At 68.7% G+C, this 24,797-nt stretch carries 13 protein-coding genes; 7 read left to right on the top strand and 6 right to left on the bottom strand.

The window, feature by feature from the left end:
• Positions 1-6,816 carry an RHS repeat-associated core domain-containing protein gene (locus ACIQBL_RS46295; RefSeq protein ID WP_401954621.1) on the bottom strand — a complete coding sequence of 2,272 codons (6,816 nt, stop codon included), beginning with the start codon at positions 6,814-6,816 and terminating at the stop codon, positions 1-3.
• A gap of 736 nt (positions 6,817-7,552) precedes the next feature.
• Here ACIQBL_RS46295 and ACIQBL_RS46300 point away from each other — a divergent pair.
• On the top strand, positions 7,553-11,491 hold the full coding sequence (locus ACIQBL_RS46300) for a hypothetical protein (RefSeq protein ID WP_401954624.1): 3,939 nt from the start codon (positions 7,553-7,555) through the stop codon (positions 11,489-11,491).
• Positions 11,492-11,787: 296 nt separating this feature from the next.
• Here the strand turns inward: ACIQBL_RS46300 and ACIQBL_RS46305 are convergent, their stop codons facing one another.
• Positions 11,788-13,416, bottom strand: a complete 1,629-nt coding sequence (locus ACIQBL_RS46305) for a hypothetical protein (RefSeq protein WP_401954626.1) — start codon at positions 13,414-13,416, stop codon at positions 11,788-11,790.
• A 129-nt stretch (positions 13,417-13,545) separates the two neighbouring features.
• Between ACIQBL_RS46305 and ACIQBL_RS46310 the strand changes: the two genes are divergently transcribed.
• Both ACIQBL_RS46310 and ACIQBL_RS46315 read left to right on the top strand, forming a co-directional pair.
• A complete protein-coding gene (locus ACIQBL_RS46310) occupies positions 13,546-14,226 on the top strand; it encodes a response regulator transcription factor (protein ID WP_329557312.1) in 681 nt (226 codons plus the stop codon).
• A complete protein-coding gene (locus ACIQBL_RS46315) occupies positions 14,213-15,697 on the top strand; it encodes a sensor histidine kinase (protein ID WP_401954629.1) in 1,485 nt (494 codons plus the stop codon). The genes ACIQBL_RS46310 and ACIQBL_RS46315 overlap by 14 nt, the downstream gene beginning before the upstream one ends.
• Here ACIQBL_RS46315 and ACIQBL_RS46320 read toward each other — a convergent pair.
• From ACIQBL_RS46320 to ACIQBL_RS46335, 4 genes are all read right to left on the bottom strand, one after another.
• Positions 15,659-16,771: an aldose 1-epimerase gene (locus ACIQBL_RS46320; RefSeq protein WP_401954632.1), complete on the bottom strand. Its 1,113-nt coding sequence runs from the start codon at positions 16,769-16,771 to the stop codon at positions 15,659-15,661. The two genes, ACIQBL_RS46315 and ACIQBL_RS46320, sit on opposite strands and share 39 nt — an antisense overlap.
• Before the next feature lie 131 nt (positions 16,772-16,902).
• Complete coding sequence (locus ACIQBL_RS46325) at positions 16,903-17,691, bottom strand: ATP-binding cassette domain-containing protein (RefSeq protein ID WP_401954635.1); 789 nt, start codon at positions 17,689-17,691, stop codon at positions 16,903-16,905.
• Positions 17,688-18,722: an ABC transporter permease gene (locus ACIQBL_RS46330; RefSeq protein ID WP_401954638.1), complete on the bottom strand. Its 1,035-nt coding sequence runs from the start codon at positions 18,720-18,722 to the stop codon at positions 17,688-17,690. Before ACIQBL_RS46330 ends, ACIQBL_RS46325 begins: the two co-directional genes overlap by 4 nt.
• A gap of 121 nt (positions 18,723-18,843) precedes the next feature.
• A complete protein-coding gene (locus ACIQBL_RS46335) occupies positions 18,844-19,962 on the bottom strand; it encodes a substrate-binding domain-containing protein (RefSeq protein WP_401954641.1) in 1,119 nt (372 codons plus the stop codon).
• 148 nt (positions 19,963-20,110) lie between these two features.
• Between ACIQBL_RS46335 and ACIQBL_RS46340 the strand changes: the two genes are divergently transcribed.
• From ACIQBL_RS46340 to ACIQBL_RS46355, 4 genes are all read left to right on the top strand, one after another.
• Positions 20,111-21,169, top strand: a complete 1,059-nt coding sequence (locus tag ACIQBL_RS46340; protein ID WP_401954644.1) for a LacI family DNA-binding transcriptional regulator — start codon at positions 20,111-20,113, stop codon at positions 21,167-21,169.
• Between the two features lie 483 nt (positions 21,170-21,652).
• Complete coding sequence (locus ACIQBL_RS46345) at positions 21,653-22,471, top strand: SAM-dependent methyltransferase (RefSeq protein ID WP_401954647.1); 819 nt, start codon at positions 21,653-21,655, stop codon at positions 22,469-22,471.
• A 668-nt stretch (positions 22,472-23,139) separates the two neighbouring features.
• Complete coding sequence (locus ACIQBL_RS46350) at positions 23,140-23,301, top strand: hypothetical protein (RefSeq protein ID WP_401954649.1); 162 nt, start codon at positions 23,140-23,142, stop codon at positions 23,299-23,301.
• A 93-nt stretch (positions 23,302-23,394) separates the two neighbouring features.
• Complete coding sequence (locus tag ACIQBL_RS46355; RefSeq protein ID WP_401954652.1) at positions 23,395-24,768, top strand: histidine-type phosphatase; 1,374 nt, start codon at positions 23,395-23,397, stop codon at positions 24,766-24,768.
• Positions 24,769-24,797: the final 29 nt, after the last annotated feature.

The following is a 24,797-nucleotide window of genomic DNA, read 5'->3' on the forward strand; positions in this document are numbered from 1 at the left end:
CTAACCGATACCGAGATTGTCCAACAGTCGCACGCAGCGACCACATGGAGCGGCTGGTTCACCATGCCCAGTCGTATTCGAAGTCGGCATGGAGTTGTTTCTCGACTTCACCGTACGCATCGTGCCTCCTCTGATCGCACCTGGGCCTTCCGCCTCCTGAGCCTGAATGAGGCAACTCACCTCAGCACAGCCTCCATGATGACCAGCCTCTTCCAGAGCATCCGCCAGGTCGCCGCCAGCCTGCTGACCATGCTTGTTGCGGCCGTAATATTTCTCCCCTGAGGGAGACTCATATTCGGAAGCGAATTTCGTCCCTGGTTCATTACGCACGGAGTCGGCGTACTCCGCAAGAGGATCGCAGTTGTGAACCAGGACCGGTGTGCCGCCTGCTACGACATAGTACGTGTGGAGGGTGCCGACGGTGAGGTCGTACGTAGTGCTGTGCTGATGGAAGTTGCGCACTCCGCGAATGACGACCGTAGCGCCGTCCGGCTGGCGAAGCTCGGTCCCCGGAGCAAGGTCGTGGGCGTCGGTCCACCGGTGGTGGGTGGTGTCCCAGAAGGGGTGGTGCCAGGTGGTGGTGAGGGTCTGGGCGTCGGCCTTCTTGTGCTGCGGCGGGCCACGGACCGGGGCCGTGTCCAGGGTCAGAGTCGTGAAGTCCTTGTCCGTCTTCGTGACGATGACGTTCTGGACCTTCTCCGGGGCCGTGACGCCCGTCTGCGGGTCCGTCGCCAGGACCGTGTCGCCGGCCTTGACCTTGCTGATCGGTGTGGACGAACCGTCTGCTAGGCGGACCCCCGTGCTGGGTACGAAGCTGTGCGTTGCGCAGCTGGCTGCTTCGGCCCCGGCTCCTTCCGTCTTCTCCGCTTCCAGGACCATGTGTTCGGCCTTGACGGCGTCGTCGGCGATCTTCGCGGCTTCCTCTGCGTCCTTGACCGCGGTGTACGCGTGGTCAAGGGCTCGCCAGACCTTGAACGCCTCGACGCCGACCTTGATGGCCTTGAAGACCTTGCCCCAGGGCACCGCTGTCAGGGCTGTGTTGACGCAGCCCATGATGTCGCCCTTGGTGAAGCAGTTGTAGGCGTCGGTGAGGCCGATGACGTCCGCGACCAGGCTGAGCAGGCGGTGTTTGAAGCCTGAAACCTGTCTCTTCGCTGCGGCGGCTGCGGCGTCCGCTGTTGCTTTCTCGCGCTCCAGGGCGCGTTCCTCGTCGTGGACACGTTGCGAACTGTTGCTGACGTCCGCCTTGTACTTCTTGGCGTACGACTTGGTGTTGGTGGGTGTGCTGCCCGAGCCCGGGGAGTCGTGCAGCGCCGGCGAGTTGGGGTTCTTGTCAGTGGGTGTGCGGTTGAGGCAGGCGGGGCAGTTGCGAGTCGGGCAGTCGGCCTCCGCACAGCCGCCGCTGGCGTCGGACGTGGTGACCGGGGTGTCGTCGGCGTAGTCGTAGGCGTTCCAGGACTGCGGGGAGCCGGGATCCATGACGGGGTCGGGGCTGAGGAAGCGGCCGATGGACGGGTCGTACTCGCGGGCGCCGAGGTTGGTCAGGCCGGTGTTGTCGTCCTGGGTGCCGCCGACATAACCCTGTTGCCCGATCCAGGTCCCGGTCTGGTCGCGTGTTTCGCCGAAGGGTTTGTACTGGCGGCGGGTGACCTGCTGGGTCTGGGAGTCGATCTCCAGGGTGCCAGTGCCCTGGCGGTCGGGGATCAGGTAGGTGAACTCGCCGTCGGAGGAGTGGGTGGCCACGGTCTCGCCGGCGATGGAGATGTAGCGCACGCCGTCGGCGCTGGTGGCGCCGTTCTTGAGGGTGATCTCCTCGTCGCCGGTGTAGAGGGTGGTGCCGTCGGGGCTGTGCCGGAGCAGCAGGCTGCCGTCGGCGTCGTACAGGTACTTCGTGTCGCCGGAGGAGCCCGTGGAGGACAGCTCCGACAGATCTCCCTCGTCGTTGTAGGTGAAGGTGTCGGTTCCGGCTCGGGTGGTGCGGGTGTGGACGTTGCCGTCCTGGTCGTAGGTGTAGGCGTTGGTGGTGTTGGCCGTCGAGTCGCCGGGCACCACCGTGTTCACCTGGGACACCGCGTGGGCAGGGCCGTTGCCCGCCGCGAACGGGGTGTACGAGGCCGTCGCGTCGTGGGAGGTGTCACCCGTGGTGTCGTGATCCACCTGGGAGGAGCGGGCGCCCGTCGCGTCGTAGGACCATGACTGCCAGTACGGCGACGGACCGCCCACCGTTGTCGAAGCGCCGGACGCGGGGGTCGCCGCGCAGTCGTCGGTGGCCGTCCACGCGTCCTTCAGACGCTGCGCCCAGTCGTAGTCGAAGCACTGGGTGTCGGTCGAGCCTGTCTCCAGCTTGTCGGTGATCTTCGTGACGTTGCCGGACGGCTGGTAGGAGTAACTGGTCTTGTCGGCTATCGCGCCGCCCGACTTGGTGGTCGTGGTCGAGTCCGTCAGGCGATGCGTCTGATCGTCGTAGTTCAGGGTCTGCTGGGCGAAGTTGCCGTCGGTCCCGTATGTGAGCTGGTTCGGCTCGTCGAATTCCGTGTAACTGAGTTTGTTGACGTAGGACCAGCTGTTCGTGGTGCCGCCGACGGAAGTAGGGCGTCCGTAGGCGTCGTAGTTGTAGGAGACGGTCTCCTGCGGCAGCTTGACGGCCGTCGGGTCCTGGTCGGTGTAGTTCTTCAGCGTGCCGGTGAGGTTGTACGTGTTCTGGTGGATGTAGTTGCCGGCCAAGGCGCCTTCGGCAGCGGGGACCACGAGTTCGCTGGCCTGCGCCCAGCCGTGGCTGTCATAGCCGAGGATCTTGTTGGTGTAGGCGGAGCCGCCCACGTAACGGATCGAGGCGGTGGGCTCGCCCTTCTTCAGCGTGTCGTACGTCCAGGCGGCCAGCTCGTTGCCGGTGGACTGCGCGGCACCGCCCGTGGTGTCGAACTCGGCCTTCTTGCGGCCCATTTCGTCGTACGTGTAGCTGATGGTCTTGCCGCGGGCGTCGGTCGTGGTCATCAGCTGGCCGGCGTTGTCGTACGTGGAGCTGGAGGAGCCGGTGTCGGGGTCGGTCTGGGAAGTACGACGGCCGAGAAGGTCGTAGCCGCTGGACCAGGTGTGGCCCTGACCGTCGTCCTCGCCGGTCTGGTGACCGGCCGTGTCGTAGGAGTAGGTGACGGTGTCGGCGGCACCGGTGGCTGTGGCGCCGTGATAGCGCAGCAGCTTGACCAGTTGGTCGCGGGCGTCGGTGTACGTGGTGGTGGGTGTGGCACCGAAGGGCGTGGTCCCGGCGGAAGGAGTGACGTCGACGCGGTCGGAGCCGATGTAGGCCGTGGTCGTGCGCCAGGTCTCGGAGGCGAAGTGATAGGCGATCGACGCGGTCACGCGGCCCGCGCCGTCGTAGACCGTGGCGGTCTGGGACGGCGTCTTGTTGTCCGGTGCGTCGACCATCGTGGCGGACGGGGCGCTGTTGTTGTAGTACGCGTCGGAGGAGCTGACCGCCCAGCCGTGCGTGTCGTAGACGCTATCGGTGATCGTACGGCCGCCGTCGACGGTCGCCGTCTGCGTCTCGCGCGGGCGCAGCATCGCGTCGTAGATCGAGATGGAGGTGCGGTAGGCGTTGTCGTCGGTGAGGGTCTGGGTGGTGACCGTGGACGGCACCGAGGGCGAGAGGTTGTAACTGTATTTGATGTTGGGGTTGTTGTCGGTGGGGAAGCCCGGGCTCCACACCGCGGTCAGGCGACCCAGCGGGTCATAGGCGCTGGTGGTGGAGTAGCCGGCCGCGTCCGTGGTCTTCAGGTCCAGGCCGCGGGCCGGGTCCAGCGTGGTCGTGGAGGCGAAGCCCGCCGTCTGGCCCGTGACCTTCGGCCGGGTGACCGTGATGGCGGTCGGGGACGCGCCGGCGGCCGGGGTGTAGGCGGTGGTCGTGACGCGGCCGTCGGCGTCGGTCTCGGTGAGTTCGCGGCCGTAGGAGTCGTAGGTGTTCTTCAGTGCCGTGACGTAGTGCGGGGTGCCGTCGTCGGCGACCGAGTCGGCCTTCTGGACCATCGTGACGTCGCCCTTGGTGGGCGTGGCGGTGTTGTCCGTGGAGCCGTCGAAGAAGGTGAGGTCGTCGCTGAGCAGGTCGTGCGGGTACTTAGGGGTGGCGGAGCAGGAGACGGCGACTTCCTGGACGCGGCGCGGGATCGGCAGCAGGTTGCCGGAGGCGTCCGTCGCGTACCAGGTGCGGCTGCACTTGTCGTCGCTGGACGTCGCGATGTCGCCCTGGTCGTCCACAGTCATGGGCAGACCGGTGGCGCCGTCGATCGAGTAGTCGACCTCGGTCGTGCGCTTGGTGCCGTCCGCCTTGGTGGTGACGGTGCGGGCCCGCTGGATGTTGGTGCGGTGGGCGACCAGAGGGTCCAGGCTCGCCTTTGTACGGGACTGGGTGGCCGTCGCCGCCGAGGTCCACGGGTCGGTGACGCTGTCCGAGAGCAGCGCGCCGCCGTCGCCGTTGTAGGACAGCGCTTCGAAGGTCTGGCCTGCCAGCCAGTCCGAGTCCTTCTGCGGGTCGTCGTTCGCTGTGTCGTTGAGCGTGACACTGCGGGTACCGCTGGAGGTCTTGTCTCCGTCCATGCCCCGGAAGTACGTCTCCCGGGACAGCGTGATCTTCTCCGGGGCCGTGCCGGTGCGGGTCTCGACCGTGCCGTAGCCGCGCCACTGGTTCCAGGTGCGGTACTTGGCCTGGGTCAGCGGGTCGTCGTTGTAGTGCCAGGCCGGGTCGCCGACGTACTTGTACGACGTCTGGACGGGGAGCCCGCCGGCGGTGGGGTCCTGTGTCGTAACGGCGTTGACGAGGAACTTGTTGAACCAGTCCAACTGCGGTGAGGTCTGTCCCGGCGCTGTCCAGTACTGCGGATAGCAGCGGTAGATGTTGCCGTCCTCGCTGGACGGCAGCACCGGGGTGCCCGTGCGATGACATTGCGGGCTGGTGTAGTTGACGGTGATCAATTCGCCGGACTCGGTGGTGACCGTGGTCATCCGGTACCGGGTGATCGGCTGGTAGCCGTCGAGGCCGTCCACGCGGTTGGCGAGCGCCTGTCCGGCGAACTTCACCGGCGGCAGATCCAGGCTTCCGCCGTCCTTGCCGGTGTGCACGATCTGGCTCAGCCACAGCGACGGGGTGGTGGTGTCCCCGGTCGGCGGGAGGGTGTGGGTCAGCGTCCACGCGTCGACGTTCTGGTAGGCGGTGCCGACCAGGGTCTGGGTGCGGATGCCCGTCAGACGCTTGGTGGTGAAGAAGGCCGGGCCGTGGTTGTTGCAGGTGCCTGTGGAGGCGCAGGTCTGGTCGACGGGCACGTCCGGCCAGTGCGAGGCGTTGGCGGTCGTCATCTTCGTCGTGGCGCAGTCGAAGCTGGAGTCGGCCAGGCAGCGCTCGGAGGTGTCGAAGAAGACCTGGGCCGCGGCCGGGGCGGCGGTGTCGTAGACCTTGCCGGCCAGTTGCCCGTACTGGATCTTGGCGAGGTAGCCGTCGCGGGCGTACGTGGTCGGGGTGGTGGCGTTGTCCCGGCCGTAGTAGCCGGTCTCGGGCGTGTACCAGTAGCTGATGGCGTTGCCGTGCGGGTCGACGGTGTAGTCGAGGTTCCAGCGGTAGCCCTGCTGGCACCAGGAGTCGGCGAAGCTGGCCGCGTGGCACGGCTCGTTGGCGTCGTTGCCGTAGACGGGCGCGGTGAACACCGAGTTGGTGGTCGCGTTGCCCGTCGCCCAGCCGGGCAGCCGGTTCTTGCCGAAGTAGTACTGAGTGCCGTCGGCCGTGGTGACGACGAAGTACTCGTTGTCGTTGTCGCCGTTGACCGTGTCGGTCTTGACCTCGATCTTCTCGCCGTTGTCGCCCTGCGGGTGCCAGGTGCCCGACTTGTCGTCGTGGACGAGGGTGTTGGACGAGCCGTTCAGCGACAGAGTGAGCGAGTCGACGTCGTCGGACCAGCATTCGTCCGAGGTCTTGGGGGTGCCGTTCGCCGTGTCGTCGGAGCAGGAGGCGTAGCTGCGCTCGACGAAGCCGGGCGAGTAGTCCCAGCCGTCGCCGATCCAGGAGGACTGGGCGTTCGTCGAGGAGGTGCGCCCGTCGACACTCTGCGAGCTGTAGCCGAGGGACACGTTCGGGGCCAGGCCGCCTGGCACGTCGGGCACTGAGATGGGGTACGAGTAGCTGAAGGCACCGGCCGAATCGCCCGCGGTCCACTGGCCGGACGGCGCCAGGGAGGTGGCCGCATAGCTGCCGCCACCGCCCGTAGCGGCAGCCTCCGCCGCGAGCACCATCGGCTGCGCCGTAGTGGTGGCGGGCAGCGCGATCTCGGCCGAGACCGTCTGCGTCTTCGCGTCGTTGGTCGAGGTCAGCGGGGTCTGCTTGCGGCAGGCGGCGGCTTGCGGGGTGGTCAGAGCGCAGGCCGGCAGTTGGACGAGGCGGAGTCTGCCTGCCCAGTCGCCGCCGTAGGCGTCCTTGAACGCCGAGTAGTTCAGGCCCACTTGGGCGGTGCCACCCGAGGTGGTGCTGTCGGGCTGCACGGTGAGGACGACGCCCTTCAGGGCGAGTTTCTGCGCGGCCGTCTGGCCCGGAAGCGACACGTGGACGCGGGTGCCCGCGCCCGCCCGGTGTGTGCTCTTCGCTGCGGCAACCGTCACCGGGACGCCGGCAGCCCGCTCGGCGGCGGCGCCGCGTGCGGGAACCGCCACGTCGGCCGCCCCCCTGGCGGGCCAGGTCTTGTGGGCCTGGGCTGCGCTCCAGCGCGCCATCTGCGGCACCTTCACGGCCTTGCCCTTGACCGGCGTGACGGGAACCGACGGTTCCTTCTTCGCCTTCACAAGGTAATTCGTGTGCTGTTCAGCCGCGAGTGCGTCTGTCGGCGCGATAAACCCGACCAGCAGACTGAGCAGACCGATTGCGACGATCCACAAAGCGGGCACCCTGCGTATCCGCATGGTCTTTCTGTAAATCCGCCAACGTGAATTACGACGCACTCCGGACCCCCCATTCCAGCACGGCTGTCGGGGCCTATTCGATCAGATCAAAGACGCCTCTCACAGTCCCTTCACATGTTCAAAAAGTATAGAGATCGCCACGCATCGACCCTTGTTCGACCAAAATCCTAGGTCAAACACACCAACTCTGGCATGAACGGGTCACATCACTCAATAACTTCCCCAACTGGTTCACCGGACAGCAAAGTTGCACACTTCATCTACACGTCCAGAGAGGTCGCATCATGGCTGTTTTATTCTTGGGACCGTTGTCCCCGTCACATGATTACGGGTAGCCTCCCTCGCGCCCATAGATGCTTACACTCGGACTCAAATTGGGGGGCAGATGTCCGACCGTTTCCGCCGACTTTCCTCCGGCGTTCCATTCAGAAAGTACCCGCGAATACCGGGCAGATTCCTGGTCCTTGCCACCGTCAGCGCACTCTGCTTGTCACCGCTCGCCGCTCAGCCTGCCGCCGCGGACTCCGGACCGGGCTCCGTCGCAGATGTCAACACCGGCCGACCGGACCTGACGCCGGCGCCCGCGGATGACACGAAGTCACCGGATCCGACCGGATCGTTGCGCCCGACCGATGACGACGACGGGCTGACGACGGCCGAGGAGTCGGCACTGTCCAGCGCGCAGAAGCAGGCCTCGGCGACCGGCCAGCCAGTCCGGGTCGACGCCCTGACCACCGAGACGGCCACCACGACGGCGAACCCGTCAGGCACCGTCACCTATGACTCCAGCGTGCTGCCCGTACGGGTCCGTAAGGCGCACCGCTGGGTCCCGGTCGACGCCACCCTGACACGCGACGCGGACGGCACCTGGAGCCCCACCGCCGCGGCCGAACCGCTCTCCTTCTCCGGCGGCGGGACCAGCCCCCTCGCCACCATGACCGAGGGCAAGGCATCCCTCGCACTGTCCTGGCCCCACACCCTGCCCACCCCGCACGCCTCCGGCGCCGGCCTGACCTACCCGAGCGTGCTGCCCGGCGTAGACCTGCGAGTCACCGCCGACACGCAGGGCGGCTGGTCACAGGTCCTCGTCGTCAAGAACGCCCAGGCCGCCGCCGACCCAGCCCTCGCCCAACTCGCCCTCACCACAAGTGCGAAGGGCGTCACCGTCGCCGACGACGGGCACGGCAACCTCGCCGCGACCACACCGGACGGCAGGGTGCTCTTCAGCGCCCCGCAGCCTGCCATGTGGGACTCCAGCGGCATCGGCGCAGCACACACCACCCCGGAATCAGGCCCCGCCCCCAAGGCCCGAGTAGCGCGCGTCCAGGGCCGCCTGCACGGCCGGACCCTGTCCCTCGTCCCCGACGCCAAACTGCTCGGCGACGCGGACACCAAGTTCCCGGTCTTCATCGACCCGACCTGGAATCCGCACTACGCCACCGGCGCCAAGCAGCACTACGCCGAGACTCAACAGGGCTGCCCCACCGCCAAGAACTACGACTCCACCCAGTACGGCGACCCCGGCGTCGGCTACAACAGCTGGTCCGGCTGCATCGGCGACGAGATCTCCTACTTCCAGCTCGCCGTGCCCTCCATCGTCGACCACTCGCACGTGGTCACGGCCACGGTAGACGTCAAAGAGAACTACTCCGCCAGCTGCAGCCTCTCTTCCGACGTCTCCCTCTACTGGTCCGCCGCGATCAACTCGTCGACCACCTGGAACAGCAACACGTCGCGGACCACGAAGGAGGACACCAAGAGCTTCGGACCGGCCTGCTCCAGCGAGCCCTCTGCCGGCTTCGATGTGACCAAGACGATCAGAAACGGTGTCCAGGTTCCCTTGAAGAGCTGGACGTTCGCCCTCGTCAACGGCCACAACGGCAGCGGCGACGGCAACTACTTCAAACGCTTCGACAACAACCCGTCGCTTGCCATCACCTACAACCACGCGCCGAACAAGCCCGGCACACTGGCCACCAAGGTCGGCTCCACCTCGCTCGGCTGCGGCACCGCCACTCCCTACCCCATCGTCGGCAAGACCCTGGCCACCACCCCGCCCACCCTCAACGCCACCATCAGCGACACCGACAAGGACGCCCTCGCGGCCACCTACTCGTACTGGGTCGGCAGCGGCACGGCCACCACAACCACCAGCGCCACCGTCGCCAGCGGCGCCAACGCACCGAAACAGCTGCCCTCGACGTTCATGAGCGGTCTCGCGGACGGCAGCATCGTCAACTGGAAGGTCACCTCCAGCGACGGCGAGGACACCTCCGCCACCTCCGCCACCTGTCACTTCACCGTCGACCTGCACAGCCCCGCCCAGCCCACGGTCAAAACCGCGGACAGCCTCTACCCGGAGGACGCACCGGGCATCACCGCCGCCGGCACGGCGGGCAAGTTCACTCTCTCCGTGGACCCCGGCACGAACGGCAACAACGCCACCAAGTTCTTCTACGGCCTGGACGCCGCGCCGCCCACGTCCAACACCCCAGCCGCGCAGACCGTGACGGCCAGCAACAACGCCGCCACGATCACGGTGACCCCCGTGGCACCGGGCACTCACACGCTCTACGTCAACGCCGTCGACTCGGCCGGCAACGTCTCCTCCCAGAGGACGTACGAGTTCACCGCGATCGGGCACGCCGCAAAGACCTACACCAGCCTGCAAGCCGCCTTTAACAACACCGCCACCACCGATGACAGCAACCGCACCACCGCCGACGTCGACGGAGCGGGCTCCAGCCTCTCCCTCCAGGCGCTCAAGGCAGCCGGCTGGCAACCCGGCGGCAAGATCACCGTCGACGGTGCCACCTTCACACTGCCCAACTTCGGCTCCACAAGCGGCGACAACGTGCTCGCCGCGAACCAGACCATCCAGATGAACGGCGCCAGCGGCCAGGCACTGGTCTTCCTCGGGTATTCCACTTACGGGTCCGTCGGCTCCCAGCACCAGGACGGCGACACCACCAGCCCCGTCGTCCCCGACAACACCAACACATCCGCCACGAAGTGCAGCCTCGGCAACGGCACCTATGAAGACTGCGTCACGCCGAAGGGGTCCATCACCTACGGAGACGGGAGCGCACAGCCCTACTACCTGACCATGCCCGACTGGGTGGACGGTCCCGACACCCTGGCCGCAGTCACCCTTCCGTACCGCAACATCCCCACGAACGCGGTGACCCACAGCACCAACATCTACGCGTTCGCCGTCCCGTTGAAGGCCGGCGCCACGGTCGACTCGGTGGCACTGCCCGATCTGGCCCAGGCCGCACGCAAGTACGTGCCGGGGATGCACATCATCGGCATGTCCGTCCGCGACACCACCACCGCGGCCAACAGCGCTTCCTGGACTGGCAGTTGGAGCGCACCTACCGAAGAGCGGTTCCAGTTCTCCTCCATGGGAGCCTTCAGCAACCAGACCTTCCGCGAGGTCAGCCAGATAAGCGCCGGCGGCGACCACGTGCGGCTACGCCTGTCCAACGCCCTGGGTACCGACCCGCTGACCCTCGACCACGTCACCGTCGCCCCGTACAGCAGCGGCGCGGCAACCGCCTCCACACCCGTGGACGTCACCTTCGGCGGAACCAAGTCGGTGGTCATCCCGGAGGGCGGCGAGCTCTACAGCGACCCGATCCCCATGACGGTCGCCCCCGGCGGAGTGATCACGACCAGCATCCATCTGGTGAACCAGGTGAGCTACCTCGTCATGCACCCCTGGGCAGCCACCGACTCAGTCGGCTACGTCAGCGCCGTCGGCAGCGGCGACCACACCACGGACACGGCCAACACGGCGTTCACCGGCACCGGCACGGTCGCGGCCCGCTCCACCGACATCCTCACCGGAGTCGACGTCACCACCACCGACCACCAGCCCACCGTCTCCGTGCTCGGCGACGGCCTCATCAACACCCGCACCACGGGTAATACAGCGGGCTACAGCACCCCCCGCTTCAACCAGTATCTGGCGAACCGCCTGATCACCAACACCGACGGCGTACCGGTCTACGGCGTCGAGAACGCCGGCATAGAGAACAACTACCTGGGAACCGACCAGGGCGCAGGCGCGGGCGGGCGCGCGGCACTCACCCGCCTGGACCGGGACGTCCTGTCCGTGCCCGGCATCCGCACAGTTGTGGTCACACAAGGCTTGGAGGACATCGTCGCCGGCCACGACGACGTCGACATCGACAGTGCCCTCGGGCTGTTGCGGGATCAGCTGAAGGGCTGGGGCATCAAGGTCATCTTCACCACTCTGACGCCCTGCGACGGAAACAGCGCCTGCACCGCGGCAGTCGACCAGAACCGCATCGACACCAATACCTGGATCACCGACCAACTCGACTTCACTCCACCAACAGTGAGTCACGTGGACGCGGAAGCGGTGGTGGCGGTCACGGACACTGCGAGTACAGCAGACCCAAAAGCACTGAAACTCGACAACGACGCGGCCCCGGCGGACTTCGACTCCGGCGACCACATCAACCTGACGCCAGACGGCTACAACACGATCAGCAACGCCTACGACCTGACCTCACTCGGGCCCGACGCATAGCGGGGCAGTAGCAGCCGGGTGCACCGCAGCAACTCTTGTGGCGCACCCGGCCCGGGGGGGCACTCCTGGCGAGTGGACGGACCACTACCAGTCGCCAAGGTTCGGCCCAGTCTGTACACCAACCGAGCAAGTGGCCGACGACACTGCCCTCGAAGTCATCGCTCACCTCGCTCAGGCGGCTCGCCTTCTGAGATTGTGAGGGCACATCCAGGGCAGATGAGCTTGGGAACCAGCGTCGACCAGTGAGAACTACCTCCGTCACCTCGTCACCCCACCACTCGCTCCCGCGCTCCCGGTCAGCTGGATCCAGGACCGGCCTTCGGAGACGGGCCGAGGTCCCGGACATAGACAGTGACCCACGCCCCGTTGACACGCGTTGTCCCGTACTCACGGAAGTAGCGCCGCAGGGTGCTTGCCTTCGCCTCCTCCTGCGGGTTGGTCGGCGAGTGCGTGCCCGCCGGGTCGCGGACCGCGACGATCCGGTCGAATTGCAGCATGCGGGCCGCTATTTCCTGGGCGGGAAGCTCGACACCGGCCAGCGTGTTCGACGAAACGGGGTCCTGTGCCAGGGCGAGATCCGTCAGGGAACGGGTGTCCTCGGGGTTGGCCGCGGTCAGGATCCGGTGCTGGGCGGGGAGATAGAGCAGCCCGTCGCCGGGACGGCCTTCCTCGCGTACGGCGGCGCTGATGGCGGTGACGTCATTGCTGCGGCTCTGGGGTGTCCTCAGTGAAAGGCTCGTCGGGACGAGCGCGGTCAGTACGGCGACCGCCGCGATCCACGCGTAGCGGGAAGACCACTGCCGCCGGAGGAGGTGATCCATCGAAGCGCCCAGCAGCAACGCGATTCCGATGTTGCTGTAGACCACATACCGGTCGACGAAGAGGGGCTTGACCAGCGAGGCGATCAGCAGGAGAAAGCCGGGTAGCACAAGAATCGGCACAGCCAGCGCGGAAAGCCGCACGGGCCCCCTCACCCCCAGAAGCACCCTCACCCCCAGAGGTCCTCTCCCCTCCAGAGGTCCCCTCACCCCCATAGATCCCCTCACCCCCGGAGATCCCCTCACCCCCAGGGGTGCCAGCGCACACACCACGCCCACGGCCGCCACCACCAGGAAATAATCGGGCCGTACCGGTGCGCCGATCCAGGACACCTGCGCCGATTGCCCCGCACTGAGGATCGCCAGCGGCAACAGTCCCGCCACGACGCCCGCGGCAGCCGTGCCCCACGCCCTCACCACCCGTCGTGGCGCACGGGAGACGACCAGGGCGACGCCGTGTGCGACCAGGGCGAGGACCGCGAACTCGTGGAGCAGACAGGCCAGCAGCATGGTGGAGCCGTAGACCGCCCACCGCAACCGCCACCTCCACCCCCATCCCCACCGGCCGCGTTGCGGGACGCTGACCACGAGCGCGTAGGTGGCCCAGGTGACCAGGGCGCAGACCATGGCGTACGAGCGGCCTTCCTGCGCGAACTTCTGTACCTGGGGAAGGAGCGCGAACACCGGCCCGGCCAGCAGTCCGACCCGGGGTCCCGCCAGGCGTAGCGCCAGCAGCCCGACTCCGCTCGCCGCCGCGGACATCGCCAGCACGGACGGCAGCCGCAGCGTCAGGAGCCCTCCGCCGAAGAGGCCGAAGAGCTCGTGCATCACGGCGTAGTAGAGGGCGTGGACCAGGTCGATGTGCTGGGCGGTGCGCCATATCTGCGAAAGATCGCGGTGCGCGACCTGATAGGTGACGGACTCGTCCCCCCACATGGTGTTCTGCCTGCGGATACCCCAGAGCCCCAGGGCGACGGTCAGCAGCAGGGGCGCGAGGACGACAACGGCTTGGGCCGGGCCCGGTGATGGTCGACGGACGGGTACGGGAGGGGAGACCGTCCTGGCCACGGCGGGGGCCACGGCGGGGGCACGTTCATCAACGGACATCGGTGACAGGGCCTTTCAGCAGTGGCGGAAGACGCTCCGCCAGCGTGCCCGGACCCCGTTGACCGGCTGCTGACCCAACCTGACCGGCCGATCAGGAAGGCGTGCCCGCGCTGTGCGAAGCTGCACCGCATGCGCATCCTGGTGGTCGAAGACGAGGTGGACCTCGCTCACACCCTGCACACCGGTCTGACCGCCGAGGGCTACAGCGTCGACCTCGCCCATGACGGCCGGCAGGGGCTGTGGATGGCCAGGACCGGTGAATACGCCCTGGTCGTACTGGACTTGATGCTGCCGGGGCTCAACGGCTACAAGGTCTGCGCCCAGTTGCGCCGGGAGGGCAACGCGACCCCCATCCTGGTCCTCACCGCCAAGGACGGGGACTGGGACCAGGCGGAGGCCCTGGACACGGGCGCCGACGACTACCTGGCCAAGCCCTTCTCCTACGTGGTGCTCGTCGCACGGCTGCGGGCGCTGGTCAGACGGGCCGCCACGGTCGCCCCGCCGGTCCTCGCCGTGGGCGACCTCTCGTTGGATGTCGCCGGCCGGGTCTGCCGCCGGGCCGGGGCCCGGGTGGAACTCACGCCCAGGGAGTTCGCCGTCCTTGAGCTGCTGGCCCGCCGGGCGGGCCAGGCGGTCTCCAAAGCGGATCTGCTCTATCACGCGTGGCCCGACGAAGCCCTGGATCCCAACCTCGTGGAGGCAAGGGTCAGCGCGCTGCGCAAGAAGGTGGACTCCGCGTTCGGCCGACGGTCCCTGGAGACCGTACGGGGTACCGGCTACCGGCTGGTGGACGACCGTGAACGCGACTGAGCCGCGGCGCCGCCGGTGGCGGATCGCGCCGCGTTCGGTACGCGCCCGCACGGCCCTGGCCGCCGCCTCGGCCGCCGCCGTCATCCTGGTCGGCATCGGCTGGTGGCTGCACCACGACGTCTACCGCCAGGGCACCCGGATCGCCGAAAGCCAGGCCGAGCAACAGGTCTGGGCTCTCGTCGATCAGCTGAACGGGGGTGTGCTTCCCGCGCAGAAAAGCATCGTGCTGCCGTACGAGGTCGTCGCGTCCGGCCGGCGCACCGCTGTCGCCTACGGCGGAGGCATGGACGCCCTCGATCCCGGCACCCGCCATGTGCTGCCCACCCCGTCGGAGGCCAGGGAGCCCGGAGTCCTGACGATCCTTCCCCTCCGCATACCGGAGCGCGGCTCCCACTCCAGGGACAGACTCGGCCTGGCCGGCGGGACCTTCACGGTAATGTTCGCCGATGTCGGCGTCGGTCAACTCAGCAAGGCCAAGGTCGCCGCTCTGGGCGTCGCCTCGGACGCCTACCTGCGGGTCTATGTGGTGGTGCTCCCGAAAACGGCCGAGGAGATCGCCAGGACCACCGACCTCCTGCTGCTGCGGGCCGGGCTCGTCGGCCTCGTACTGATCGGCGCCGCCGTCTACTTCACCGTCCGCAGGTCGCTGCGGCCGGTCGAGGCCATCCGCGTCCTCACCGCCTCGGTCACCGCGAACGACCCCCGCGAACGCGTCACGGTACCCGCCACGGGACACGAGATCGCCGCCCTGGCCACCACCATCAACAGCACCCTCCAGCGCCTCGACGACGCCGCCGCCCAGCAGCGCCGCTTCGTCGCGGACGCGGCCCACGAACTGCGCAGCCCCCTCACCACCCTGCTGGCCAGCCTGGAAGTAGCGCTCGCCTACCCGGAACGCACCGACTGGCCCGGCGCGGCCACCACCGCCGCACGACAGACCCGCCGCCTCCAGGCCCTCGCCGAGGACCTGCTGCTCCTCGCCCGCCTCGACACCCGCGCCCCCACGTCCGACCCCGACACCGTCGACCTGGCGGCCCTCGCCTCCCGGCTGACCGAGCAATACCCCCTCGGCGAACGGCCGTTGACCCTCACCTGCGACAGCACCGAACCCGCCCCCGCACACGGAAACCCCGGCGAATACGAACGGCTGCTGCGCAACCTCGTCGACAACGCCGCCCGCCACGCCGCGCACCGCATCCAGATCACCGTCCGGAACCAGGACGACTGGGTCGTCCTCACCGTGCACGACGACGGACCGGGCGTGCCCACCGAGGACGCCGAGCGCGTCTTCGAACGCTTCGTCCGGCTCGACGACGCCCGTTCCCGCGACCACGGCGGCACCGGCCTGGGCCTCGCCATCGCCCGCGACCTGGCCCATCGCCACGGAGGCACCCTCAGCCTCACCCCCCGGACCCTCGGCGCGTGCTTCCGGCTACGCCTTCCGCGAGCCCGCACCGCGGCCGGGACATGACACGTCGGACACCCCTCGGCGCGCCGCCGGCAGATAGGTGACCCCGAAACGGAATTCCCGCCGCCGGCCGGGCTCCAGTGACAGGGCGGCGGCGTGTTCCGGACGGTTGTAGGCGTCGGTGGGTGCCTCGACGGGTTCCAGGGCGAGGGAGGCGCGCCGGTCGCGGGCGAGGGTGTCGCCGGTGAACACGTGCAGGTAGCCGCCGTGCTGCCACACCCGTAGCGCGTCTCCGGTCGCCGGGTCGCTCAGTACCGTCCCGGTCCGGCCGCCGGGGCCGGGGTCCAGGTCCGCGAAGCAGGCGTCGATGACGGCGTCGCCGAGCCTCCTGGGCGTACGGAAGTCCAGGTCGGGGCAGCGGTCCAGGGGCAGCAGGGCGTCCTTTCCGCGCAGGGGGATGAGGGAGGCGTCGGTGCGGATCAGGGTGTGGGCGGGGATGTGCAGGACGAGGTCGTCGATGGGGCGGGGGCGGGAGAGGGTGAAGTAGGGGTGCCAGCCCGATGCGTAGGGGGCGGTGGTCTCCCCCACGTTCGTCGCCCGGATCCCGATGCCGAGTTCGTGGCGGCCGATGGTGTACTCCACGTCGAGGTCCAGCGCGAACGGGTAACCGGGGTACCTGTCCGGTCTGATGCTCGTGCTGCGCAGCAGCAGCCGCGCCGAGTCTGGTGTCATGGTGGCCGCGACGAGCCGGAACGGCGCTTCGCGCGCGAAGCCGTGGTAGACCGTGCGGTCCCCGAGGCGGCCGGGCAGCAGGTCGTGGTCGTGGCCGGCGTGGTGGTAGCGGCCGTCGGCGACACGGTTGGGGAACGGGGCGAGCAGGCCCGCCCGTACGCCGTCCTGCGACAGCAGTTCGGCCTCGTCGCGGTAACCGTCCGTCAGTTCCGTGAGCTGTCCGGCGACTCCGCGTGCGACCTGCCAGCTCAGCAGCGTCGCCCCGCGCAGGGCGAGGACGACGCGTACGGCGCCGTCCGGCGCGGAGACGGTCAGGGTGGGTTCGTCGCCGAGGCGGCCTTCGGCGATCCGGAACGTGTCGGCCGTAGCGCCACCGCCCCTGCCTGTCACCCGGTGGCCTGTCACCCGGCCTCCGGAACGAGCCTCTTCACCCCCGCCATGACCCGTCACCCGGCCTCCGGAACGAGCCTCTTCACCCCCGCCATGACCCGTCACCCGGCCTCCGAAACCAGCCCCTTCACCCCCGTCACGGCCTGTCACCCGGCCTCCGGAACGAGTTTCTTCGCGCCCGTCATGATGGCCACCGCGTCCTCCATGGAGTGCGACCGCGGGGTGATGACCCCGGCGCAGCCGCCGAGGCGCTGGATGTGGATGCGGTCGGCGACGTCGAAGACGTTGGGCATGTTGTGGCTGATCAGGATGACGCCGAGGCCCTGGTCGCGCAGGTCGCGGACGAGCTTGAGGACCTGGCCGGTCTCGCGGACGCCCAGCGCTGCGGTGGGTTCGTCGAGGATGACGACCCGGCCGCCGAAGGCACCCGCGCGGGCGACGGCCACCGACTGCCGCTGGCCGCCGGAGAGCGTCTCCACGGCCTGGTTGATGTTCTGCAGGGTGCTGATGCCCAGCCGCTTGATGTGGTCGGAGGCCTGACGCTTCATCTCGCCGGTGTCGAGCATGCGGAACACCGAGCCGAGCACACCCTTGCGGCGGATCTCGCGGGCGAGGAACAGGTTGCTGGCGATGTCCAGCGCCGGGGCCACGGCGAGGGTCTGGTAGACGGTCTCGATGCCGGACTCGCGGGCGTCCTGCGGCCGTTTGAAGTGCACCTCGGAGCCGTCGACCAGGATGCTGCCCCGGTCGGGGACGAGCGCCCCGGAGAGGCACTTGATCAGGGTGGACTTGCCGGCGCCGTTGTCGCCGATGACGGCGAGGACCTCGCCGGGGTAGAGGGTGAGGTCGACGTCGCTCAGGCCGACGACCCGGCCGAAGACCTTGACCAGGCCCTTGGCTTCGAGAACGGGGGCGGTGGCGGTGGCAGTCGTCATGACTTCACACTCCTTATCCACTGGTCGACGGAGACAGCCGCGATCACCAGCACGCCGACTGTCAGGACTTGGTAGTTGGGGTCGATCCCGGCCAGTGCCAGACCGTTGACGAAGACCTGGACGATGAGCGCGCCGATCAGCGAGCCGAGCACCACCCCGCGTCCGCCGAACAGGCTGGTGCCGCCGATGACGACGGCGGTGATGGACTGGAGGTTGGCGTTGAGGCCGCTGTTCGGGTCGCCGCCGCCGACCCGGCCGACCAGGATCCAGGCGCCCACCGCGATGGCGAACCCGCCGACCAGGTAGGCGCTCAGCAGCACCCGGTTGACGGAGATGCCGGCCAGGCGGGCGGCCTCGATGTCGTCGCCCACGGCGTACAGATGCCGGCCCCAGGCGGTGTAGCGCAGCGCGTAGCCGATCACCGCGTACAGGGCGATCATGAGCAGGACGCCGGTGGTCAGGTTCAGCTGCCCGATGGAGACCGTGTCCGCGCTCCACATGAGGATGTTGCCCGGTTGCAGGGACACGGTCTGGCCCTTGGCGTAGATGAGCGTGATCGCGGTGAAGATGCTGAGGGTGCCGAGGGTGACGATGAACGGCGGCAGCTTGATCCTGGTGACCAGCAGCCCGTTGACGGCCTGCGCGGCGATCGCGACGGCGGCTCCCGCGAGCAGGGCGAGCACGCCCGGCAGGTGGTTGTCGGCGACGAGCTTCGACATCAGCAGGGAGGCCAGCACCATGACCGCGCCGATGGACAGGTCGATGCCGGCCGTGAGGATGATGACGGTCTGGCCGACGGCCAACGAGCCGATGACGGCCGTCTGCTGGGCGACCAGCGACAGGTTCTGCAACGCGTAGAAGCGGTCGTTGACCAGGGAGAACACGATGGCGGCGAGCACCAGCACGATCGCCGGGCTGAGGGCCGGCTGACGGTGCAGCACCGCGTGGATGCGCTGGGCCGGTGTGGCGGGCCGGTTGAGGAACTCCTCCGCCGGTGCCGGTGTCGCTTCACTGTCCACGTGGGTGGTCACAGGGGGTCCTTCCGGTTCTGTCCCTCGTGCGGGCCTTCGTAGGAGGTGTGGTGCGGGTGGGCCACCGGTGCCATGACGGCTACCGGCACCGGCGGCCCAGCCCGGCCGGCCGGGTCGGCTGTCAGTCGCCCCAGCAGGCGGAAGCGGCCTGCGACGGGGACTGGACCGTCAGACCCCCGAGGGACTTGGCGGCGACCAGCGCGGTGCCGGTGTCGTAGAACGACTTGCCGTTGGTGACGCTGGGCTTGCTGCCGCCGCGGGCGAGCTTCGCGATGGAACTGACGCCGAGGGCGGCCATCTTGCCCGGGTACTGCACGGCGTCGGCGGCGAACTCACCGCTGGTGACGTTCTTCAGGCCCGAGCAACTGCCGTCGATCGCGTAGATCGCGACGCTCTTCTCCTTGTTCGCCGCCTTCAGCGCGTTGTACGCGCCCTCGCCCGCCGGCTCGTTGATCGCGTAGACCACGTTGATGTCCGGGTTGGCCGACAGGCAGTTCTCCATCGCGGTGCGTCCGCCGTCGATGGCGCCCTGGGTCGGCTGGTGACAGGCGATCTTGTACGTGCCGCCCTTGCCGCCGGTGTACTTCCCGGACTTGGCCTCCTTGCCGTTCTCGGTCTTGCTGCCCGGGTCGATGCCCATGCCCTCCAGGAAGCCGTGGTCGCGGTCGATGTCCACCGAGACGACCTGGTTGTTGAACAGGTCGAGCATGGCGATGACCGCGGGCTTGCCGTTCAGGGCCGCCGCCGCGTACTGGCCGTCGAGCTTGCCCGCCTGCTCGTTGTCGGTGGCGTAGGTGATGTCCGCGACGCTCGGCGGGTTGGGCGCGGTGTCCAGGGCGATCACGAAGAGGCCGGCCTGCTTCGCGCGCTTCAGCGCGGTGTTCACGGCGTCGCCGTTGGTGGTGATCAGGATGCCCTTGTCGCCGCGCGAGACGGCGTTGTCGATGGCGGTGATCTGGGTCTGGGTGTCGCCGTCCGAGGTGCCCGCCGCGACGGTGAGGCTCACGTTGTCCTTGGCGGCCTGCGTCTTGGCGTCCTTCTCCATGCTCACGAAGTAGGGGTTGCTGAGGGTCTTCAGGATCAGTGACACCCCCACCTTCCCGCCGCCGGACGACGAGGAGCTTCCGTTGGAGGAACCGCAGGCCGCGAGGGTGGCGCCGAGGCACACCGTGATGCCGATCGCCGCCGCCCGGGTGCGCCGGCTGCGAAGGCCCGAGGCCTGGCTGGAGGAGAGGTTCATGGCTGATCCCTTTCGGAGCCGTCCCGTGGTCGACGCTGAGACAACGTTGACTCGACGGGATACTGGGCCCGTATGGACGAGCGCGTCAAGGCACTGGTAGACATACGTCGGCAACGAGTGGGTAACGCATAATCAGCTGGAGACAACGATGACCCTGGGCGAGCCGGAGCCGCGGTCCCCCCGCAGCCGCCCCACCATGCGCGAGGTGGCGGCACTGGCCGGCGTCGCCATCAAGACGGTCTCGCGTGTGGTCAACGAGGTGCCCACCGTCGATCCGGCCATCGCCGCCCGGGTGCGCGACGCGGCCGACAAACTGGGCTACCGGCCCAACCTGACCGCCAGCAGCCTGCGCCGCGGGGACGGCCGTACGGCCACGATCGGGATGCTCGTCGAGGACTCGGCGAACCCTTTCTCGGCGGCCCTGACCCGCACCGTCGAGAACGTGGCACGCGAGCGCGGAGTGCTCGTGCTGGTCGGAAGCCTCGACGAGGACCCGGCCCGGGAGCGGGAGTTGGCCCGCGCTCTCATCGACCGGCGGGTCGACGGCCTGGTGATCGTGCCGGCCGGCCGCGACCACAGCTATCTGATCAGCGAGCAGCGGTCGGGCACCTGCATGGTCTTCGTCGACCGCGAGCCCAGCCTGCTCGACGCGGACACCGTCGTCTCCGACAACCGGCGGGGCGCCGTCACCGCCGTCAACCACCTGCTGACGGCCGGCCACCGCCGCATCGCCTACCTCGGCGACCGCGCGACCATCTCCACCGCCGCCCAGCGTTTCGACGGGTACCGGCACGCCCTGGAAGTCGCGCACATCGAGTACGACGAGGAGATCGTCCGGCACACCGGGGCCAGCGAGGAATCCGCCATCATCGCGACCGAGCGGCTCCTGGCGCTGCCGGACCCGCCCACCGCGCTGTTCACCAGCCAGAACCTCGTCACCATCGGCGCCGTACGCGCGCTGCGCGCCCTCGGTCTCCAGGACACCGTCGCCCACCTGGGCTTCGACGACTTCCCCCTGGCCGACCTGCTCAGCCCGGGGATCTCCGTCATCGCCCAGGACGTCGAGCGGCTGGGCAGGACGGCCGCCGAGATGCTCTTCCGCAGACTGGACGGCGACCAGTCACCCACCAGCACCGTCACTGTTCCGACCCGGCTGATCGAGCGGGGATCCGGCGAGATCACGGCGGGAGGACGACGCCACGACTGAACCATCGCCGCCACCACGGGCATGTCGTGGTCGGCCCCCTGGGCCTCCAGCACATGGGGTGACAACTCGGCGGCGAGGGCTCCGTCCCAGTGCCTGTCGGCTGTGCCGCCGACCAAGAGGAAAGGGGCTGTCGCCGCGCGGGTGCCGAGGGACTTCCCGATCACGACGGGCACGCCGCCCGGCGAGTTCGCGGTCGTACGGTCGAGTACCGGGGCGACCTGACCGAGGACCCATGCGTTCATACGGCTGTCCGCCGGCCGCGTACATGAGAAGGGGGACAGTGGGGCCGAACATCCCCCCGGAGACCACCACCGCGCCCCGCGGCGCCGCTGTCTGCTCGCCCATGGCGATGACCATGAGCATGAACGTATCCGTCTCCTGCCGGAGACGAGAACACCGTTTCCCCGGTGCGGGCCTGAGTTCGAGGGCGGGCATGTCAGGATGATGATCTGACAGCCACTCACCAAGACGGAGCCTGGCCTCATGACCTCTCCCAGCGGGGACGACAGTGGCGCCCAGCCACTGATCATCGACACCAGCAAGCCCCACCCGGCCCGGATGTACGACTACTTCCTCGGCGGCAAGGACAACTACGAGGTCGACCGGGAGGCCGCCGAGCAGTTCATCAAGGCGGCGCCGGAGGTGCGCGAGGGGGTGCGGGCCAACCGGCGCTTCATGCACCGGGCCGTCCGGCATGTCGTGGCGGAAGGCGGGGTACGGCAGATCCTCGACATCGGGACCGGGCTGCCCACCGAGCCGAACGTGCACCAGATCGCGCACGCCGTCGCCCCGGACACGCGGATCGTCTACGTCGACAACGACCCGATCGTCAGCACCCACTCGATGGCCCTCATGGAGGACACCGACACCTCCGTCATCCTGGCCGACCTGCGCGATCCCCGTGCCGTCCTCGACCACCCCGAGGTACGCAAGGCCATCGACTTCGACCAGCCGGTGGCGGTGCTGCTGGTGGCCGTCGTGCACTTCCTCGCCGACGACGGGGATCCGTACGGCATCGTCGCGACCCTGCGCGACGCGCTGCCCGTCGGTTCGTACCTCGTTCTGTCGCACGCCACGGGCGATGTCCACGAGGACCACCGCGAGGAGGCCGCGTCCGTCTACAACCGGGCCACCGCCACCCTCAACCTCCGCACGCACGCCCAAGTCCTGGACTTCTTCGGCGACTTCACCCTTGTCGACCCCGGCCTGGTCCGGGTCACGCACTGGCAGCCCGAGGAGACTCCGGACCCGGCCGCCGCGCCGATCGGCATCTACGGCGGGGTGGCCCGCAAGGACAGCTAGTCACAAACCGCTGGTCACCTGTCGTGATCGTTCTGCCCTCCCGGCCCGGCAATGAGAAGCCCAGCACCGTGCTCGTGTCACGCAGGGCCTCCGGGAGGGCTCCCGCCGCGCCGATGCCTCGGGCTCGTTCGAGGCGCTGGGGGCGGGTCATGGTGAGGCCGAAGTCCTTCGTCAGGCCGGCGCCGTCCAGCAAGTCGCAGAGGAACAGCATGTGTTCGTCGAGCGGCACCTGTTCGGCGCGGACGGCACGGACGCCGTCGAGCAGGGCGGTTCGGAGGGCGGTGTCGGGGTGGTGGCGTGTCCTGGTGAGGAGGGGGGTGGGGGCGGCGGTACGGGTCCGCAGAGCGGACAGCAGGTCGTCCGCCCAAGTCAGGCCCGTGTGGGGCGTGTTGGGCGTGTTGGGCGACAGTTCGATCTCGCCGCTGGTCCGGTAGATCTCCAGGCCCGGTCTTCTGGTCTTCCTCGGGCAGGGACAGGCAACGACACGAACTGCCCGGAAACAGCCGCCGCCCGGACCGCCCTCCACGCCCTTCTCCTCACCTGCCGGCGTGATGGTGGAGCCGGCTGCACCCCCGACTGGGCAGCTCACCCCCTCGTGGCGGCAGCCCGGTGGCGGGATCGTTGATCTCACAAGGTCGAGGTCAACGACTCGCCGGAAGGAAACCGACATGCCTCACACCGCCGTCTCCCTCACCAAGGAAGCCCGTACCGCCCGCCCGTCAGCCGTCAGCCCCGCCCGGCGAACCCCGCACACCACCGCCCGCGTCATGCCCCTCTGGCAGGCCATGGCCCACCTGTTCGCCCCGGCCGAGGGCGCGGTACGTCCGTAGGTCCTCGCGTCGCCCCGGGACACCCGCCAGTGGAGTCCCCGGAGTCACCCCCAGTGCACCCGGCGTTCACGTCCCCCGCGAACGATGCGCCCCATGAGACGTGTCACCCCCGCCCTGGTCCTCGGCATGGCCGCGCTCCTGGCCACCGCGTTCGCCGCCCAGGCGGCCCCCGGCAACAACCGCTCCCACACCGACAGTTACGGCACGAAGGCCACCTACGAGCCGGAGCAGGACTCCCGCTCGTACCAGAGGGCCCCGGCCGGTTTCACCCCCGTCTTCACCGAGAACGTGTCCCGGCACGGATCGCGGTCGTCCACCGACAGTTCGGACGGCGACCTGATCCTCGCGCTGTGGAACAGGGCGCAGGCGGAAGGGCAACTCACCGCGAAGGGGCGGGAGTTCGGACCGAAGGTGCAGGCACTCGAAACCGCCATGAGCGGGGTCGGGTACGGCGACCTGAGCGCGCGCGGGAAGGAGGAGATGCACGACACCGCCGTACGGATGGCGAAGCGGCTGCCGAGTCTGTTCGCGGCGATCGCGAAGGACAAGGAGCCCATCGACGTCGTCAGTTCGGGGCAGGGGCGGGCCGTCGACAGCGCCGACCTCTACGGCGCCGCGCTCGCCGAGACCGACCCCGGTCTGGCCTCCCTCATCGGCGCGACCCGTACCGACAAGGACCTGCTGTACTTCCACAAGGCCGCCGGGGGTGCCGCGTACCGCGACTACATCGCGAACGACAAGCGGCTCGCGGCCACCCTCGCGTCGATCACCGACCAGCCGAGGACCCACCGCGCCGCCCGTGACGTACTGGGGAAGCTCTTCGAGCCGGCGTTCGTGGACCGGATCACGGCGGGCGAGTTCTCGGCGATCGGCACGGACGTCGAGGCCGCCACCGCCGTCTACAACCTGTACGCCATCGCCCCCGCGATGAGCGAGGAGAGCCCGGGCGGCAAGGGCTGGGGCATGGATCGGTACATCTCCGCGCGCGACGCCGACTGGTTCGGGTATCTGTCCGACGCCGAGGACTTCTACGAGAAGGGGCCGGGCTTCGCGGACAGCGACATCACGTACAGGATGGCCGGCGTCCTGCTCGACGACTTCTTCAAGAAGGCCGAGGCCAAGCGCGACGGCACGAGCGACCTGGGCGCCGAACTCCGGTTCACCCACGCCGAGGAGATCATCCCGCTGGCCGCGCTGATGGGCCTGCCGGGAAGTACGGAGGGGGTCACGGCCGAGCAGCCGTACACCTACGCCACCAACTCCTGGCGGGGCGCCGCCGTGGCACCCCTCGGCTCGAACATCCAGTGGGACGTCTACCGCAAGGGCAGCACCTACCTCGTGCGCATGCTCTACAACGAGAAGGAGACCGCGTTCAAGGCCGGCTGCCGTCCCGTCTCGAAGGGCAGCAAGTTCTACGACCTCGACGAGCTGGAGCGCTGCTTCGGGCGCACGGGGTCGGCCGGCTGAGCGACCGTACGCGGCACGGGCACTCGCCC

This window comes from Streptomyces sp. NPDC088350, from assembly GCF_044753545.1.
Classification (GTDB): Bacteria; Actinomycetota; Actinomycetes; order Streptomycetales; family Streptomycetaceae; genus Streptomyces.